Source organism: Flaviaestuariibacter amylovorans (assembly GCF_039541815.1).
Classification (GTDB): Bacteria; Bacteroidota; Bacteroidia; order Chitinophagales; family Chitinophagaceae; genus Flavisolibacter; species Flavisolibacter amylovorans.
Genome location: NZ_BAABGY010000005.1, coordinates 33,246 through 50,078, shown reverse-complemented (window position 1 = coordinate 50,078; position 16,833 = coordinate 33,246). Strand labels below are relative to the sequence as shown.

Genomic DNA, 16,833 nt, shown 5'->3' with positions numbered 1-16,833 from the left:
CCTTAAGAGCCTGTTTGAGTAAACGAGCCTCCGAAAAAGGGAAATGGATGGCCGCAGTCGGCCCCGATGCACAACGCCCCCCGACGCTTCGGGAGGCACGACGGCACGGCGTAAGAAAACAATCTGTTTTATCCGTTTTTCGTCGTGCCTTTGTGCCGTCGTGTCGTCGTGCCAAGGGGCGCCAGCCCCGCTTTCCATCAGCCGAAGCCCTTGCAAAGCCTGAAACCCTGCTTGCACGGTCACATGTGCCATGATCGAATAACCCAAAAAGCTCCTAAGAACCCTGTCAAAACATTCCAAAACCATTTCCCTCCCTCCGTTGTTATCTTTACCGAACCCATGACCCTACCCGATTTCAGCCAGCCGCTCTACTTCCTCCTTGCCACCTTGGTGATCTTCGCCGTCGTGATCGGGCGCTACTTCCTGATTGCCGGGCTCTTCTTCGGCATCTTCTACCGCTGGAAGCCCCAGCGCTACGCCGCACGCAAGATCAACGAGCGTGCGCACAAGCCGGGGCAGTTCCGCCGTGAGGTGTACTGGAGCACCATCACCGCCGGGCTCTTTGCCGTGGCGGGCGCAGCCCTGCTGGTGCTGTGGCAGCAAGGTCGTACCCGGGTTTACCTCGACGTGAACGAGTACCCGCTCTGGTGGCTGCCGCTGAGTCTCGTCATCGCCATGCTCGCCCACGAAACGTATTACTACTGGCTCCACCGCTGGATGCATCATCCCCGCGTATTCCGGATCGTGCACAAGGTGCACCATGATTCCAACATCACCTCGCCCTGGACGGCCTTCTCCTTTCACCCGCTCGAAGGAGTACTACAGGCCCTCTTCCTGCCGGCGCTCCTGCTGGTGCTGCCGATGCACCTCTACGTGGTGCTCACGCAGCTCACCATCATGACCTTCTCCTCCGTCATCAACCACCTCGACATCGAGGTATACCCGAAAGGCTTTGCCCGCCACCCGCTCGGCCGCTGGCTCATCGGCGCCACGCACCACTCGCTGCACCACAAGCAGTTCAAGTATAACTACGGTCTGTACTTTACTTTCTGGGATAAATGGAAAGGAACCGAATCCCCGCTGTACGAAGGACTCTTCGATGAGAAAACCGGGAAATAATGTGCTAATGGGATAATGCCAAAATAAAGTGGGGTAATTCTCTCTTCCGTGTTCCCTGTTCCTTGTTCCCTGTTCCTTATTCCTAACCGATCGCCCAATTGCCGGACCTGTGTGCCGGAAGCGCATTTCGATATTCGTTATTCGATGTTCGCTATTCGATATTTCCTTGTCCTCCCGCCCATTTCGGCAGCTCCTTCAACTCTATCAACGACGCGCCTTCCTTCTTCCACGCCATCGTGCCGCTTCCGTTCGTGATCACAATATAATCCACAGGCACGGAGAGATTATAGCGCAGCGCCTGCTCCAGCACGTGCGCGGCCAGCGGCACCTCGGGCGCCTTGCACTCCACCAGCATCCAGGGCTGATGGTTCGGGTCGTACACCAGCACGTCGAAGCGCTTCCGGAGCTCACCGACGCGGATCTCCTTTTCGAGGGCGATCAGGGAAGCAGGATAGTGAAGACACGAAACGAGGTAGCTGACGAAATTCTGGCGCACCCATTCCTCGGGCGTCAGCGCCACCCAGCAGCGGCGCCACGCATCGAACACCTGCCGCTTCCCGCCCGCCTCGCGGTACCGGAATCGCGGCTCCGGGAAAGGCACATCGATCATGCTTCAAACCTAATGATTTATATTTGTGCATGAAGACAAAAGAAGAGATCGTCAAGAACTGGCTGGTACGCTACACCGGCCAGCCCCTCGACCGGTTCGGCAAATACATCCTGCTGACCAATTTCAGCAACTATGTACGCCTCTTTGCCGAATGGCATAACGTTCCCATTGTAGGCACCGACAAGCCGATGCAATGCGCCACGGCCGACAATATCTCCATCATCAACTTCGGTATGGGCTCTCCTACGGCGGCCACCGTCATGGACCTGCTCACGGCCATCGAGCCGGAAGCCGTGCTCTTCCTCGGTAAGTGCGGCGGCCTCAAGAAACGCAATAAGCTCGGCGACCTCATCCTCCCCATCGCGGCCATCCGCGGCGAGGGTACGTCCAACGACTACTTCCCACCCGAAGTGCCTGCCCTGCCTGCCTTCGCCCTCCAGAAAGCCATCTCCACCACCATCCGCGAAAAGGAGATCGACTACTGGACCGGCACGGTGTATACCACCAACCGCCGCGTATGGGAGCACGACGAAGTGTTCAAGGAATACCTGCAGAAAGTGCGCGCCTACGCCATCGACATGGAAACGGCCACCATCTTCTCGGTGGGCTTCTACAACAAGATCCCGACCGGCGCGCTGCTGCTCGTGAGCGACTCCCCGATGACACCCGACGGCGTCAAGACCGAGGAAAGCGACCGCAAGGTGACCGAGCAGTACGTGGAGCGCCACATCCGCATCGGCATCGACTCGCTGAAGCAGCTCGCCAACAACGGCCTCACGGTAAGGCACCTGCGCTTCTGATCCATGCAAACGCCGGTAGCAGCTATACTCACCCGAAACACCCGAACATGAAACTACAGACCATCACGCTGGTGCTCCTGGCTGTTTTGTCGGTACAGGCAAGCTGCCGGCAAAACCAGAAAAGCGTTCCCGGCTGCTACAAGGGCCGCCTCGAAGTAAAGGGCCTCTGCCAGAACTATACCATCAAGGTGGTTTCCGGCACCATCGACCCGGCACTCGTGCAGGCCAAATGGACCGACGAGACCACCGGGAAAGAATACGAGAACGTGTTCGCGCTCGGCAACCCCTGTGTCTTTCCGGAGCGCCTCAACGCCGGCGACGAGTTCTGGTTCCTGATCGACAATAGCGGCAAACAGGACTGCATCCGCTGCATGGCCTTTTACCCGACGCCGGAAAAGAAATTGAACATCCGCATCCAGTCGGAACCCTGCCAATGACCCCGCCGCTGCTGCATATCCAGGACCTGAGCGTGCGGCTGGGCACCGGCCCGGAGGCCGCCACCGTGGTCCGCAACATGGACCTCCAGATCCGCCCGGGCGAGCTGCTGGCACTGGTGGGCGAATCGGGGTCCGGCAAATCGGTGTCGGTGCTCTCGATCCTCCGGCTGATGCCTGAAGCCATTACCCGCTACACCGGGCGCATCCTGTTCCGGGACGGCGAAAAAGAGGTCGACCTCCTGCAGCTACCCGTGCGCGACCTGCAGGCCCTCCGCGGCAACCGGATCGCGATGATCTTCCAGGAGCCGATGACCGCCCTCAACCCCGTGCTCAACTGCGGTCGTCAGGTAGCCGAGGTGCTGCAGCAACACCGCGGGCTGAGCCGGAAGGCAGCACTGGCGGAGGCCACCGAATGGTTCCGCAAAGTGCGGCTACCCCACCCCGAAAGCATCGGCCGCCGTTACCCGCACCAGCTCTCCGGCGGGCAGAAGCAGCGCGTCATGATCGCCATGGCCCTGTGCTGCCGGCCCGCCCTCCTGCTCTGCGACGAGCCCACCACCGCCCTTGACGTGACCGTGCAAAAGACGATCCTCGAGCTGATCAAAGAACTGCAGCAGGAACTCGGCATGGCGGTGCTCTTCATCACCCACGACCTCGGCGTGGTGGCCGATATCGCCGACCGCATCGCCATCCTCTACCGCGGCGACCTGCTCGAAGTGGCCGACAAACACACGCTGCTGCAACGACCGCAGCATCCTTATACGAGGGCCCTGCTGGCCTGCCGCCCGGCGCTGCACCCGAAAGGCGCGCCCCTGCCGCTCGTGGCCGACTTCCTCGAAGGAAAGGAACGCCCCACCGAACAGCCCGCCGCGAAGGCCCCGGCCGCATCCGAAGTGCTGCTCCGCGCCCGCGGCCTGACCGTACAGTTTCCCACCCGCACCAATCTCTGGGGCCGCACCCTCGAGTCCTTTACCGCGGTGGATCAGGTGGACCTCGACCTGTATCGGGGCGAAACACTGGGTCTTGTGGGCGAGTCGGGGTGCGGCAAAACGACGCTGGGCCGGACGCTCCTGCGCCTCGTGGAGCCAACGTCCGGAACGATCGCCCTCGCCGGCCAGGACCTCCTGAAGCTCGACCGCAAGCAACTCCGCTCCTTCCGCAGGAACGTGCAGCTGGTGTTCCAGGATCCCTTTTCCTCCCTCAACCCGCGCCTCACCATTGCCGATGCGCTCGAGGAGCCGCTGCAGGTGCAGCAGGGACTCCCCGGCCGCGAGCGGCGTCAGCGCGTGCGCCAGCTGCTCGACCAGGTAGGCCTTCCCGAAGACGCCGGCGGGCGCTATCCCCATGCCTTCTCGGGCGGGCAGCGGCAGCGCATCGTCATCGCCCGTGCCCTGGCGCTCAACCCGTCGCTGCTCGTGTGCGACGAGTCGGTGTCGGCGCTCGACGTGAGCGTGCAGGCACAGGTGCTCAACCTGCTCAACGACCTGCGCCGCGAGCTCGGCCTCACGCTCCTGTTCATTTCCCACGACCTTTCGGTAGTGCGCTATATGAGCGACCGCATCGCCGTGATGCAGGCCGGCCGGATCGTAGAGCTCGGCGATGCCGAAGCCGTATACCACAACCCCGCTCATCCATACACACAAACCCTCCTCGAAGCCCTTCCGGGACGCAGCGCGTTCCCGGGTGTGTGACAAAAGACCAGGCTTGATCCCTTTTACTTGAACGGATGCCACGAAGCGCTCCCTCCGCGCGGGCAGGAATTCCGGTGGCATCATTTTTTATCGGGTGGGGGCATGCTTGAGCAAATTCTAAGGAAAGGCAGGATATATGGCCGGCGTTATGGAGTAGCCGGCCTCCTGATGGTCCTCTGCGCCGCACCGGCAGGGGCCCAGGAGAAAAAAGTGGATACGGTGGTGTCGATGACGGCAGAGGGGGCCGCCAAAGCCCCAGGCGATCGTGAGCTGAAGCAGATCGTTTATAAGGTGAACCCCTGGGGCACCCTGGGCTCCAGCGTGGCCATGACCCTCGGCAACATGTACGCGATCAAGAACATCCTGCATGCCAAGGAGCCGATCAGCCCCGCCGAGATCGCGGCCCTGCGGCCCGAGCTGTTCAACGGTATCGACCGCTGGGCCCTGCGCCAGAACCCGGCCCAGCGCGACCAATGGTTCAAGATCTCCGATCTCGGCCTCCAGGGCTCGCTCCTCGCCTCCTTCTCGGTGCTCCTCGACAAGAACGTACGGAAGGACTGGACCAAGATCCTCATGATGTTCTACCAGACCCAGGCGGTGACCTTTACGACCTATAACTTCAGCCCGCTCGGGCCTTCGTTCCAGTCGCGCTTCCGCCCGATCGTCTACTACGAGGGCTTCAACGACGGCCTCCGCCTCCGCGGCGGCAACCGCAACTCGCTCTTCAGCGGCCACGTAGCCAATGCCGCGGCGGCCACCTTCTTTGCCGCCAAGGTGTACACCGACTACCACCCGGAGATCGGGAAGAAGCGCTTCCTGCTTTATGGCCTGGCGGCGGTACCGCCCCTTTTCGTAGGCTATGCGCGGATCAAGGCGCTCGCCCACTACCCTTCGGACGTCATCATCGGCTTCCTCGTAGGCTCGGTGGCGGGCATCGGCATTCCCGCGCTGCATAAGATCCGGCCCAAGACCGTACAGTTCGGTATCACCTCCACTGAGTTCGGCACCGGCCCCAGCATCACCTGGAAACCGAAGAAGAAGTCTTTTAAAAAGCTGAACACTTTCAACGCGGTAGCCGTCCATAGCCCCCACAGCGAGGTGCCCGCTTTGAAGTAAAGCCCGCCCGTACACCAGATCTCAGATCCCAGATCCCAAATCTGACATCTTTTCCCTTACCTTTGCGCCCTGAAAAAGCGTATCCAGGCCCGGTGCCGTAAGACCGGGGACTGGGAGGACCTTCTACCCCATCGCATGCCGCAACGGCGGCTGCGCCTCCTTGCCCCCCAATTCGGCGCCGAGCCCGGCAGCCCAAAAAAACAGAAGTTCCTCCATGAAGCTCTCCCAATTCAAGTTCGACCTGCCCCTGAACCTCATCGCGCAGAACCCCTCTAAAAAACGTGAAGACTCCCGGATGATGGTGATCCACCGCAAGACCGGCGAGATCGAGAACAAAAACTTCCGCGACATCCTCGACTACTTCGACGACAAGGACGCCTTCGTAGTAAACAACACCAAGGTATTTCCCGCAAGAATGTATGGCCGCAAGGAAAAGACGGGCGCCAAGATCGAGGTCTTCCTGCTGCGCGAGCTGAACAAAGAGCACCGTCTTTGGGACGTGATCGTGGATCCCGCCCGTAAGATCCGCGTGGGCAACAAGCTCTATTTCGGGGACGACGAGGACCTGGTAGCCGAGGTGATCGACAATACGACCTCGCGCGGCCGCACCATCAAGTTCCTCTTCGAGGGCGACGACAACGCGTTCCGCCTCATCCTCGAGAAGCATGGCGAGACCCCGCTTCCCAAATACATCAAGCGCAAGCCCGATGATGAGGACCGCGAGCGCTACCAGACCGTGTACGCCAAGTACGAAGGCGCCGTAGCCGCACCCACCGCCGGCCTGCACTTCAGCCGCGAGCTCATCAAACGCTGCGAGATCAAGGGTATCCGCTTCTCAGAAGTAACGCTGCACACCGGCCTCGGTACCTTCCGCCCCATCGAGGTGGAAGACCTCAGCAAGCACAAGATGGACGCCGAATACTACCGCATCGAGGAAACCGCCTGCAAGATCGTGAACAAGGCCAAGGAAACAAACCACCGTGTGTGCTCGATCGGCACCACCACGATGCGCGCCCTCGAGTCGAGCTTCACCGCACAGCGCCTGCTGAAGCCCTCCGAAGGCTGGACGAACACCTTCATCCACCCGCCCTACGAGTTCAACATCGCCGACGCGCTGGTGACCAACTTCCACCTGCCCAAGACGAGCCTGCTCATCATGGCCTGCGCCTTCGCCGGCTACGACCTCATGATGGAAGCGTATAAGAAGGCGATCAAGGACAAGTACCGCTTCTTCTCGTATGGAGACGCCATGCTCATTATTTAAGAAGTATTAGGTTAGCGTAGTTGAGGGAATTACTTGACTACTTGAGTACATGAATAATCGATTCACGAGGGAGTGAAAAAGCAAAAGGGTGAAGGAAACTTCACCCTTTTCTCATTCGATCCTCCCCTCACGTAATCAAGTATTCATGTACTCAGTTAATCAAGTATTACCCTCCTCAATCTATAAATCAAACACTCCTTTATTCAGCCGTTGGAGCACTTCCTTCTTCTTATCGGCCGCCACCAGCAGCGAAATGTTGTGCAGCGAGCCGCCGTAGGACACCATCCGTATTTCTACGCCCTCGAGGCACTGGAAGATGCGGTGTAGCAGCGAGGCGTCGGAGGCGATCTCGTGGCCCACGATGGAGATGATGGTTTGCCCGCCGTCGACGCTCACGGTGCCGAGTGCGGCGAGCTCGTCCTGGATCTGTGCAAGCGCGGACGCATTGTCGATCGTAACGGAGACGGCTACCTCGGAGGTCGTAATCATGTCGATGGACGTGCGGTGCTTTTCAAACACTTCAAACACGCGGCGGAGGAAGCCGTAGGCCAGCAGCATCCGCGAGCTCTTGATATTTACTGCCGTGATGCCGTCCTTGGCGGCGATGGCCTTGGCGCCGGGGGCGGCCGCCTCCTGCGCGATCAGCGTTCCGGCAGCGGCGGGCTCCATGGTGTTGAGCAGGCGCACGGGAATATTGTATTGTTGTGCGGGCCAGATGGAAGCCGGGTGCAGGATCTTGGCCCCGAAGTAAGCGAGCTCGGCCGCCTCGTCGAAGCTCAGTTGCTCGATGGGCACCGTGCGGTCCACCACGCGCGGGTCGTTGTTGTGCATCCCGGAGATGTCGGTCCAGATCTCGCAGACGTCGGCGCGGATGGCGGCGGCAATGAGCGAGGCGCTGTAGTCGGAGCCGCCGCGTTTCAGGTTGTCGACTTCGCCGCGGGCATTGCGGCAGATAAACCCTTGCGTGACGAAAAGCGGAGTGCCTTCGTGCGCCCGGAGCTGTGCGGAGAGCAGCTCGCGGATGACGTCCACCTGCGGCTCCTCGTGCGCGTCGATGCGCATGAAGTCGAGCGCGGGCAGCAGCGCGTGGCGGATCCCCTGCTCGTCGAGGCAGGTGGAGAACAGCTTCGTGGAAAGCAGTTCGCCCTGGGCGAGGATGTCTTTATTGAGCGCCTCGCTCCAGGAGATGCGCAGGATGATCTGCAGGAAGTCGAAATGCTCGTCGAGGATGGCCCCTGCCTTAGCGCGGGCGGCATCCGTTTGAACGAGCTCGGGTACGAAGGCGCGGTACTGCTCCTCGAGGGCGTCGATGAGGCGGCGGGCCTCCGCGCGGTCGCCGGTGGCGAGCTGCTGCGAGATGGCAACGAGGGCATTGGTGGTGCCGCTCACGGCGCTGAGCACCACGATCTTTTCTTCACGGTCGGTAGTGATGAGCCGGGCTACTTCGTGCATGCGCTGCGGCTTACCTACCGAGGTGCCGCCGAATTTCATGATCTTCATAAGGCCCGCAAAGGTAGGAGGAGGATCTTTTGATCTCAGATCTGAGATCTTAGATCTGCGATCGATCAGCGGCTGGCGGCATCGGGATACTGAATTTCTCGGAAAGGAAGCGAAGATCATCGACCACGGGACCGAGCAGCGGGATACCGTCTGCACGACGTACCGCTTCCATCTCGCGCTCCGGGTCGCCGGGGATCAGCACCTTATCGTAGCCCTCGGCCGTCTTTGCCGAGCGGAAGCGCCGGATCCACTGGTCCATGTGCTGCTTGAACTCATCGGCGGGCCGGAACGCATCCACGCGCATCGCGCCAAAGAAATGACCGATGCCTTTGCCGGGCATGCCCGTAGGCATGGGCACATAGGCCGGGAAGGGCGGCACCCAGGGACCGTAGTTGGCGCCGCTCAATACCGCAGAAAGAATATCCACCACGGCCCCGAGCGCATAGCCTTTGTGCGAGCCGTGCTCGCGGTCGCCGCCGAGCGGCAGGAGGGCGCCACCGGCCTTGAGGCTGTGCGGGTCGGTGACGGGGCGTCCCTCCTTATCCTGGATCCACCCGAGCGGGGCCACGCCGTTCTTGCGCTGCAGGATCTCGAGCTTGCCGTTGGCGGCGGTGGTGGTGGCGAGGTCGGCCACAAAGGGCGGCTCGGCTCCTGCCGGTACGGCCACCGCGATGGGGTTGGTGCCGAGCAGGCGCTCGATCGAAAAAGTAGGCGCCACCAACGGGCTGGCGTTGGTCATGGCGATGCCGATCATGTCGTGCTCCAGCGCCATGAGGGCATGGTAGCCCGCAATGCCGAAGTGATTGGAATGCTGCACGCTCACCCACCCGGAGCCGCATTGCTTTGCCTTGTCGATCGCGATCTGCATGGCCTTTGGCGCCACCACGAGTCCGAGCCCGCTGTCGCCGTCGACGGTGGCTGTGGAGGGCGTTTCGTGGAGAATGCGAACATCGGGCGCCGCCTTCACGCGCTGCGCGTCCCAGAGGCGCACGTAGCCGCTGAGGCGCGCGATGCCGTGCGAGTCGATGCCGCGCAGGTCGGCCGAAAGGAGCACTTCGGTAGCCAGCACCGCATCTTCTTCGGGGCAGCCGATGGCGGTGAACACGGAACGGGAGAAGGCAACGAGCGCGTCGTAAGAGAAGGTGGCAGACATGGCGCGAAAGTAATGTGCTAATGGGGTAATGTGCTAATGTACTAATAGGGGAATGGGGTAATGGGATAATGATGGAAAAGAACCGAGGGATATTAGAGCGCCGTGTGTAATGTTGAGCAGCGGCGAAGTGGTTGGCTCATTGGAGAAAAAGAACGCAGATTCTTATGATCGATACGATAAGCGCAGATATCGGGAACGGTTGCTTGACTTCTTGCTCCTGCCCGATCATTCCTTATGATTTCCAGGTAGGATACTGATACGATACCTGACACGATCCTGCACGCTTAGCGGACCTTGTCACCCTGAGCCTGTCGAAGGGTAAAAAAAAGCCCCGACGTTTTGGTCGGGGCTTTCGGGGATTCAGAGGTTGTTTAGAACGGCAGGTCGTCCGCCATGTCGTCGGCTGCTGCCGGTGCACCCTGGCGCTGGGGAGCGGCCTGGGGCTGACCATAAGACTGCTGCTGGCCGCCACCATTGTAGCCACCGCCGCCACCTTCCTCGCGGGCACCACCAATGAGCTGGAGCTCACGCACGCGCATCGAAAGCGAGGCGCCGGCGGTTCCGTCGTTACGCGTGAAGCTGCGGACTTCAGGCTGGCCTTCCACGAAGACCTGCTTGCCCTTGGTGAGGTAGGGAGCCACCGCGGTGCGGTCGGTCCAGTAAGCGCAATCCACCCAGGTGGTCTTTTCCTGCTGGTTGCCCTGGCTGTCCTTGTACTTCTCGGTGTGGGCCACCGTAAAGTTGATCACGTTCTTACCGTTCACTGTGTTTACTGTGCAATCCTTACCCAGATTGCCGATTACTTGCATTTTAATCATAGTGCTCAAATTAGGTCCACAAGATACGAATTCCGGGGCGGACGGAGGCTGTAGGATTTCCCAAAATCCGCTGATTTTTTCCACAGGGAACGGTGTGATTGTTCACCGGGACACCCGGTGTTTTTCCGGGTCGCCGGCCCTAGCCGCGGCGCGCCCAGGAGTTGTATTTGATGATGTAGTAGATCGCCTTTACCCCGTCCTTCCAGTTGATCTTTTTTCCCTCCTCGTAGGTACGCCCGTAGTAGCTGATGCCGACCTCGTAGATACGCACCTTGGGCACGCGCGACACCTTGGCCGTGATCTCCGGCTCAAAGCCAAAGCGCTGCTCGTAGAGGCGGATGGGGCGCACGATCTCGGTCCGGAACGCCTTGTAGCCGGTCTCCATATCGGTGAGGTTCAGGTTGGTGAACCAGTTCGAGAGCACCGTCAGCATGCGGTTGGCCATGTAGTGGTAGAAAAACAGCACGCGGTGCGGCTTGCTGCCGATAAAGCGCGAGCCATACACTACGTCGGCCACGCCGCGCACCAGCGGACGCAGCAGGTCGGGATAATCGTGGGGATCGTACTCGAAGTCAGCGTCCTGGATCAGCACGAACTCGCCTGCCGCCTGTTGCAAGCCGGTTTGCACCGCGCCCCCTTTGCCCCGGTTCACCGGGTGCTCCAGCAGGGTCACGGCCAGCCCCGGGTGGTCGGCCTGGAAACGCCGCACCTCGTTGCTCGTACCATCGGTGCTGCAGTCGTTCACCACCACGAGCTCGCGGCGCAGGCCGGGCAGGCTGGCCCCGGCCACGTGTTGTAACACCTGGTAGATAAAGCGCTCTTCGTTGAATACGGGGATCAGGATCGTGAGCAGGGGCAGTTGTTCGGGTTGCATCAAAAACGATAGACTTTCAGGCCTGTAATATTAAGTTGTTTTGCGCTGCCGGTGTTGTAAAAGAAAACTTCGGCGCTGTCGCGCGGGTCGCGCAGCTCGAGGTCGAGCCAGACCTTTTTCGGACCGAACCCGTATTCCAGGAGCCGCTCCGCCCGCAGCTGGTTCTGCTTGATCACCTGGCCGCCCTTCCACTCGCGCACCACCAGCTGGCTCATGGTCCAGAGGTAGCGCTCCGGGTCGGCGCTCCACACCACCGCCTCGGCCCGCACCCAGCGCTTCGGCTCCAGCGGCGCCACCCGCACCGCCGGCGTGTATGGCACCTGCGCGGTCAGCAGCATCGTATCGGCCGATTGAAACACGAGCTCCGGGCAGGCCGGCACGCCGGCATATTCCTCGTCGGCGTCGAGCAGCTTGCGGGCATCGGGAGCTACCTCGTAGCGCAGGAAGATCTTCTTCCAATAGGCATAGGTCATGAACTCGGGCTCGAGCAGCCCGCCCCGGTGCGCCTGGTGGTGCAGCCAGAGATTGTAATAGGTGCAAAAGAGCACGACGGGCAGCAGGAGCCAGCGCACACGGCGCCGGTACACGGTCTCGATAAGGGCGGCGAGCGGGAAGGCCAGCACCGGGTAGACCTGTATGAGCGCCCGTTGCCCGAGGCCCCCACCGTACCACCAGTTGCTCCAGCTGAAGGTGACGTAGAAGAACGGGAGCACGAACAGCAGCACCGGCCAGAACAGCGCCGGCCGCCGGTACAGGAATGCGAAGCCGACCACAGAGAGAAACATCAGCGGGGTGTAGATCCACCAGCCTTTGCGGAAGCTCCAGAGCGCGTTGCTGAAGTGGGGCGCCCCGAAGTCGAAGTGGTCGGTGGTATAGCTGAAGACCAACCAACGGCCTGCCACCAGCTTCCAGTAGAGTGGCTGCAATCCGCCCACGAGCACGAGCCCCGCGGCCGCCAGCAGCAGGTGCCCCCGGTGGCGGGCCAGCAGCTGCAGGCGGGCCTTGAGCGCCGCACCGCTGCCGATGCCCCACCCGAGTACCAGCAGCAGCGCGAGGAGCTCCGTGGGCCGGATCAGCGTCATCCAGCCCACCAGCGCGCCGATGCCGGCGGCCCGCCACCGTGAGGGCTCCTCGTAGTAGCGGATCGTCAGCAGCAGCAAGCCGGCATAGCAGGTAAAGAGGTAGCTGTGGCTCATGGCATTGGTAATGGCCGCGTATTCAAGATAGTGGGTCCCGAACACGTACAGGAGCAGCACGATGCCCGTGGCGGTGGACGACACGTACCGATCGAGCAGGCGCCGCAGGAAGTGGAGGCCGAGGAGCGAGACCAGCAGGCTGCCGATGCCGATGGCAGCCTGGTAAGGCGGGGAAAAGCCGTCGGCAGGATGGCCCGACAGGTGGGCCACCACGTGCCCGGCCGCGAAGAACGGCAGGTAGGCCAGCGACATGCCCATCGAATACTTCATGACCATGTTGCCACTGGCGCTGTCGCGGTAGGATTGATAGGCATCGCTTGCCGGCACATAGCGGCGCATGATCGAATCCTTAAAGGCTTGTTGCCTGAAGTCTTTGTAAATGAACGCCGCGGGCAGGTAGAGATAATACCCGGAAACATCCCAGCTGAGGGTGGCCTCGGTCTGCGGTTTCGTCCACTTCGGGTAGTAACAGAAGCCCACGGCCAGCAGCCACAGGGAGGCGATCAGGAAGCAGTTGCGCGAAAAGGTGCGCCCATCGTTTGGCATGGCGTGAAGATACGGACCCGCCCCCCTGTCCCCCGGCCCCCTGTCCCCCGAAGGGGGAACTTAGGTTGGGCCTTCACTATGGTAGCCATCACACCCAAAAGCGGGTAAGTGCCAGTAATCAGAACCGCGCTTACGTGAACATTGAGCGTTGAACTTTTTAAAAAAGCGACCCGGCGGCAGCGCCGGGTCGCTTTTTTAAAAAGTGCTTTGAGAAAAGGTGCCATTCAGTAAAGAATGATCAACCTAAGTTCCCCCTTTTGGGGGACAGGGGGCTAGATGCTGCTGTTGCCGCCACGGACGCCCTCGTCCTCGTTGCGGTTGGCGCGATCGCTTTCGGTTTCGCCGGAGGAGCCGGTCTGCTGGCTGTCGCCGTTTCCCTGGCTGGTGCCCGAGTGGCGCTGCGGCTGCCCCTTCATGATGTCCGACATGCCCTGGCTGTTGTTGGACGAGCCTGCAGGCGTGTTGCGCATTTGTCCTTCCTCGTGCCCGTACGACTGGTTGTTCTGGGTGCTGCCACCCTGGTTGGTATTTGCCATAACTGTTGATTTTTGGGTAGTACCGCAAATAGCGGTCCGCAACGCAGTACCTGAGCCGCTAAAATCCAGAAAACGGGGCCCTTTTTACCCGACAGCAGCGCCTGCGGTCCGTTGCCGGATTGCAGCCCGCAGCCACGCCGGATAGTTCTGCACATCCTTCCGCTTTCGCCCTCCTGCCGGGTGTGTATAACTTGCTGGCCGGAGCAGCCGGTATCCCGTAATGCTACGGATTGGGAAATGCAGTCCCCGCGCGCACGGGAAGGAGATTCGGAACCGCCGGAAAGTGCCTTCAAAAGCGCCCGTGTGCCTGTGAAAAAGTCGTCGCCAGCGCAGCGGTTCCGGCACGGAATTTTAATTAACATTGGCGTATGCAAGCGACTACACTTCCTTAACACAGTGTGTTATAACTTGTAGGCTGGAAAACTTGTGAAGTAAGCCGGCACGCCCGGATCACATGACTTAAACCTTACTTGAATTGAGAGACACAATCATCAACCTGGAAACCGTGAACCCGATCGAATTCTTCGGGGTCAACAACGGTAAGCTGGACATCCTGAAAAAGAAATTCCCCTTGCTCAAGATCCTCTCGCGCGGCACCCAGCTCAAACTGAGTGGCGCTCCCGAGCAGGTAGACGGGGCCAAGGAAAAGATCGAACTCCTTATTCAATACCTTGAACGCAACGGCCACATGAGCGAGAATTATTTCGAGCAGGTCCTCGGCGGCGACGATGCCGAGACGGTCGACAACTTCGTAGAGCGCAACCCCAACGACGTGCTCGTGTTCGGACCCAACGGCAAGACCGTGCGCGCCCGCACCGCCAACCAGAAACGCCTGGTAACGGCCGCGGAAAAGAACGACATCGTGTTTGCCATCGGCCCTGCCGGTACCGGTAAGACCTACACCGCGGTGGCGATGGCCGTGCGCGCCCTCAAGAACAAGGTAGTGAAGAAGATCATCCTCACGCGTCCCGCGGTAGAGGCCGGCGAAAGCCTCGGCTTCCTCCCGGGCGACCTCAAGGAGAAGATCGATCCGTACCTGCGCCCGCTCTATGATGCGCTCGACGACATGATCCCGGCCGACAAGCTCGGATACTATATGTCCACCCGCACCATCGAGATCGCACCCCTCGCCTACATGCGTGGCCGTACGCTCGACAACTGCTTCATCATCCTCGACGAGGCCCAGAACGCCACGGATCTGCAGCTCAAGATGTTCCTCACGCGTATCGGCGGCAACGCCAAGGCCATCATCACCGGTGACCTGACGCAGGTGGACCTTCCGCGCAACCAGCGCTCCGGCCTGGCCAAGGCGAGCAAGATCCTGCGCAACATCGACGGCATCGGCTACATCGAGCTGGACGAGGAAGACGTAGTGCGTCACCGCCTTGTGAAGGCCATCCTGAAAGCGTATGACAAGGAAGGCCAGCGCGAAATGGAGGAAGAAGAGGCCGAGCGCGCCGAGCGCCGGCAGCGCTTCGCCCCGCGCCGATCCGACGAGGGATCGCAAGGACAACAAAGCCAGTAACATCGTACAAGGCCGCGGAATGATCCGCGGCCTTTTTTTGACCCATCCCCAGCCCCTCCCAACGGGAAGGGAGGCCCCCCCGGCCCCTCCCGAAGGGATGGGAGGACCCACCCCCGGCCCCTCCCGAAGGGATGGGAGCAATGCATCCCCGGCCTGTGCTCCGCGCGCAACCTTTGCTTTTTGCTCGGTGTCCAGGGGAAGGGAGCGGCATCCTGCTTCTATCGAACATTGGCCAACCCGCAGGGGTCTCCCTTCCCTTTGGGAAGGGGTCGGGGGGATGGGCCGGGGATGGGTTATCTTTGCCGCATGCGACTATTCCTGATGCCACTGGCACTGTTCCTCCTGGCAGCCTGCGGCGGTAATGACCAGAAAGGGCCCACCGGGTCGGAAAGCGACGTGGACGCCGCCCGCAACTTCATCCGCGCCTCGCTCGACAACAACTACGACGCAGCGCGCTCCTACCTGGTGCCCGACTCCACCAACCTCGAATACCTCGAAACGACGCGCCGCGTGCGCGCCGGGATGGACAAAGCCGAGAACCGCAAATACCACGAGGCCTCCATCCGCATCTTCGACACGAAGCCGCTTAACGACAGCACGTCCATCGTGACCTACGACAACTCCTACAAGCAGCAGCGCAGCGACCTTAAAGTCGTACGCAGCGGCGGGCAGTGGCTCGTGGACCTCAAATATTCGTTCAACGACAGCACCGCGCAGCAGCCATGATCCGCACACTGTTGCTCGTGGGCATCGGCGGCGGCAGCGGCGGCATCCTGCGCTTTCTGATCCAGCGCTGGCTCAACGCGCCGTTCTTTTCCTGGGGCACCCTGCTCGTGAACGGTCTCGGCTGCTTCCTGATCGGCGTGCTTTGGGCACTATCGGACCGCAACCTTTCCAGCGATGGACGGCACCTGTTGATGAGCGGCTTCTGCGGCGGCTTCACCACCCTGTCGGCGTTTACGCTCGAAAGCAACGGCCTCCTGCAGGACGGTCGCGCCGGCACTTTCCTCCTCTATACTTTCGCCACGGTGGCTGGCGGTCTGCTCGCTACCTTTGCCGGGTATAAACTGATGACATGACGATGAAAAAGACCCCGACCATACAAGTACTCCACCCCTGGCACGGCGCCCACTTCGGCACTAAAGCCCCGCAGCGCGTCAACGCGCTGATCGAGATCACGCAGGGCTCGCGCACCAAGTACGAGATCGATAAGGAGACGGGCCTCCTGCGCCTTGACCGCGTGATCTACTCCTCCTTCCACTACCCCGTCAACTACGGCTTTATCCCGCAGACGCTTGGCCTCGACGGCGACCCGCTCGACATCCTGGTGCTCTGCTCGCAGCCCATCCAGACGCTCTGCCTCGTGGACGCCACCATTATCGGCAACATGCAGATGATCGATAACGGCGAGGAAGACGACAAGATCATTGCCATTGCCACCAAGGACCCCTCCGTGAACCACATGCAGGAGATCGACGACCTGCCCCGCCACTTCTTCAACGAGCTGAAGAATTACTTCGAGCAATACAAGGTGCTGGAAAACAAGGAGGTGGTGATCGAGGACTTTCAGCCCCGCGAAGTGGCCTACAAGATCGTGGAAGACGCCATCGCGCTCTACAAGGAAACCTTCACCCATGAGGGCTGATCA

Annotated in this window: 17 protein-coding genes; 10 read left to right on the top strand and 7 right to left on the bottom strand. The window is 60.9% G+C overall.

Going from position 1 to position 16,833, the window contains the following annotated elements; genetic code table 11:
- The first annotated feature begins 339 nt into the window (after positions 1–339).
- Complete coding sequence (locus tag ABD937_RS05495; protein WP_345254039.1) at positions 340–1,119, top strand: sterol desaturase family protein; 780 nt, start codon at positions 340–342, stop codon at positions 1,117–1,119.
- 151 nt (positions 1,120–1,270) lie between these two features.
- On the opposite strand, the gene ABD937_RS05490 is transcribed toward ABD937_RS05495, so the two are convergent.
- Positions 1,271–1,729, bottom strand: a complete 459-nt coding sequence (locus ABD937_RS05490; protein ID WP_345254038.1) for a type I restriction enzyme HsdR N-terminal domain-containing protein — start codon at positions 1,727–1,729, stop codon at positions 1,271–1,273.
- A 29-nt stretch (positions 1,730–1,758) separates the two neighbouring features.
- Here ABD937_RS05490 and ABD937_RS05485 point away from each other — a divergent pair, with 29 nt between their 5' ends.
- The 5 genes from ABD937_RS05485 (at position 1,759) to queA (ending at position 7,037) form a co-directional block, all read left to right on the top strand.
- Complete coding sequence (locus ABD937_RS05485; RefSeq protein WP_345254037.1) at positions 1,759–2,529, top strand: AMP nucleosidase; 771 nt, start codon at positions 1,759–1,761, stop codon at positions 2,527–2,529.
- Positions 2,530–2,576: 47 nt separating this feature from the next.
- The gene (locus tag ABD937_RS05480) at positions 2,577–2,966 is read left to right on the top strand and encodes a hypothetical protein (protein WP_345254035.1); all 390 of its coding nucleotides are present in this window, start codon (positions 2,577–2,579) and stop codon (positions 2,964–2,966) included.
- Complete coding sequence (locus ABD937_RS05475) at positions 2,963–4,657, top strand: ABC transporter ATP-binding protein (RefSeq protein WP_345254034.1); 1,695 nt, start codon at positions 2,963–2,965, stop codon at positions 4,655–4,657. The genes ABD937_RS05480 and ABD937_RS05475 overlap by 4 nt, the downstream gene beginning before the upstream one ends.
- A 168-nt stretch (positions 4,658–4,825) precedes the next feature.
- Complete coding sequence (locus ABD937_RS05470; protein ID WP_345254033.1) at positions 4,826–5,773, top strand: phosphatase PAP2 family protein; 948 nt, start codon at positions 4,826–4,828, stop codon at positions 5,771–5,773.
- 214 nt (positions 5,774–5,987) lie between these two features.
- Positions 5,988–7,037 (top strand): tRNA preQ1(34) S-adenosylmethionine ribosyltransferase-isomerase QueA, encoded by a 1,050-nt coding sequence (gene queA, locus ABD937_RS05465; protein WP_345254032.1) that lies wholly within the window; start codon positions 5,988–5,990, stop codon positions 7,035–7,037.
- Between the two features lie 180 nt (positions 7,038–7,217).
- Here queA and ABD937_RS05460 read toward each other — a convergent pair whose 3' ends face one another.
- The 6 genes from ABD937_RS05460 to ABD937_RS05435 form a co-directional block, all read right to left on the bottom strand.
- Complete coding sequence (locus ABD937_RS05460; RefSeq protein WP_345254031.1) at positions 7,218–8,537, bottom strand: aspartate kinase; 1,320 nt, start codon at positions 8,535–8,537, stop codon at positions 7,218–7,220.
- A 49-nt stretch (positions 8,538–8,586) separates the two neighbouring features.
- The gene (locus ABD937_RS05455; protein ID WP_345254030.1) at positions 8,587–9,690 is read right to left on the bottom strand and encodes an Ldh family oxidoreductase; all 1,104 of its coding nucleotides are present in this window, start codon (positions 9,688–9,690) and stop codon (positions 8,587–8,589) included.
- Between the two features lie 371 nt (positions 9,691–10,061).
- Positions 10,062–10,508, bottom strand: coding sequence for a single-stranded DNA-binding protein (locus ABD937_RS05450; protein ID WP_345254029.1), 447 nt, complete (start codon positions 10,506–10,508; stop codon positions 10,062–10,064).
- Between the two features lie 139 nt (positions 10,509–10,647).
- Positions 10,648–11,382, bottom strand: a complete 735-nt coding sequence (locus tag ABD937_RS05445; RefSeq protein WP_345254028.1) for a glycosyltransferase family 2 protein — start codon at positions 11,380–11,382, stop codon at positions 10,648–10,650.
- Entirely contained in the window at positions 11,382–13,124 is a 1,743-nt protein-coding gene (locus ABD937_RS05440) for a hypothetical protein (protein ID WP_345254027.1), read from the bottom strand. Before ABD937_RS05440 ends, ABD937_RS05445 begins: the two co-directional genes overlap by 1 nt.
- A 272-nt stretch (positions 13,125–13,396) precedes the next feature.
- A complete protein-coding gene (locus ABD937_RS05435) occupies positions 13,397–13,660 on the bottom strand; it encodes a hypothetical protein (RefSeq protein ID WP_345254026.1) in 264 nt (87 codons plus the stop codon).
- Between the two features lie 475 nt (positions 13,661–14,135).
- Between ABD937_RS05435 and ABD937_RS05430 the strand changes: the two genes are divergently transcribed.
- From ABD937_RS05430 to ABD937_RS05415, 4 genes are all read left to right on the top strand, one after another.
- On the top strand, positions 14,136–15,185 hold the full coding sequence (locus ABD937_RS05430; RefSeq protein ID WP_345254025.1) for a PhoH family protein: 1,050 nt from the start codon (positions 14,136–14,138) through the stop codon (positions 15,183–15,185).
- A 306-nt stretch (positions 15,186–15,491) separates the two neighbouring features.
- Positions 15,492–15,911, top strand: a complete 420-nt coding sequence (locus tag ABD937_RS05425; RefSeq protein ID WP_345254024.1) for a nuclear transport factor 2 family protein — start codon at positions 15,492–15,494, stop codon at positions 15,909–15,911.
- Positions 15,908–16,264 carry a fluoride efflux transporter FluC gene (locus ABD937_RS05420; RefSeq protein WP_345254022.1) on the top strand — a complete coding sequence of 119 codons (357 nt, stop codon included), beginning with the start codon at positions 15,908–15,910 and terminating at the stop codon, positions 16,262–16,264. The genes ABD937_RS05425 and ABD937_RS05420 overlap by 4 nt, the downstream gene beginning before the upstream one ends.
- On the top strand, positions 16,261–16,830 hold the full coding sequence (locus ABD937_RS05415) for an inorganic diphosphatase (RefSeq protein ID WP_345254020.1): 570 nt from the start codon (positions 16,261–16,263) through the stop codon (positions 16,828–16,830). Before ABD937_RS05420 ends, ABD937_RS05415 begins: the two co-directional genes overlap by 4 nt.
- The last annotated feature ends 3 nt before the right edge of the window (positions 16,831–16,833 follow it).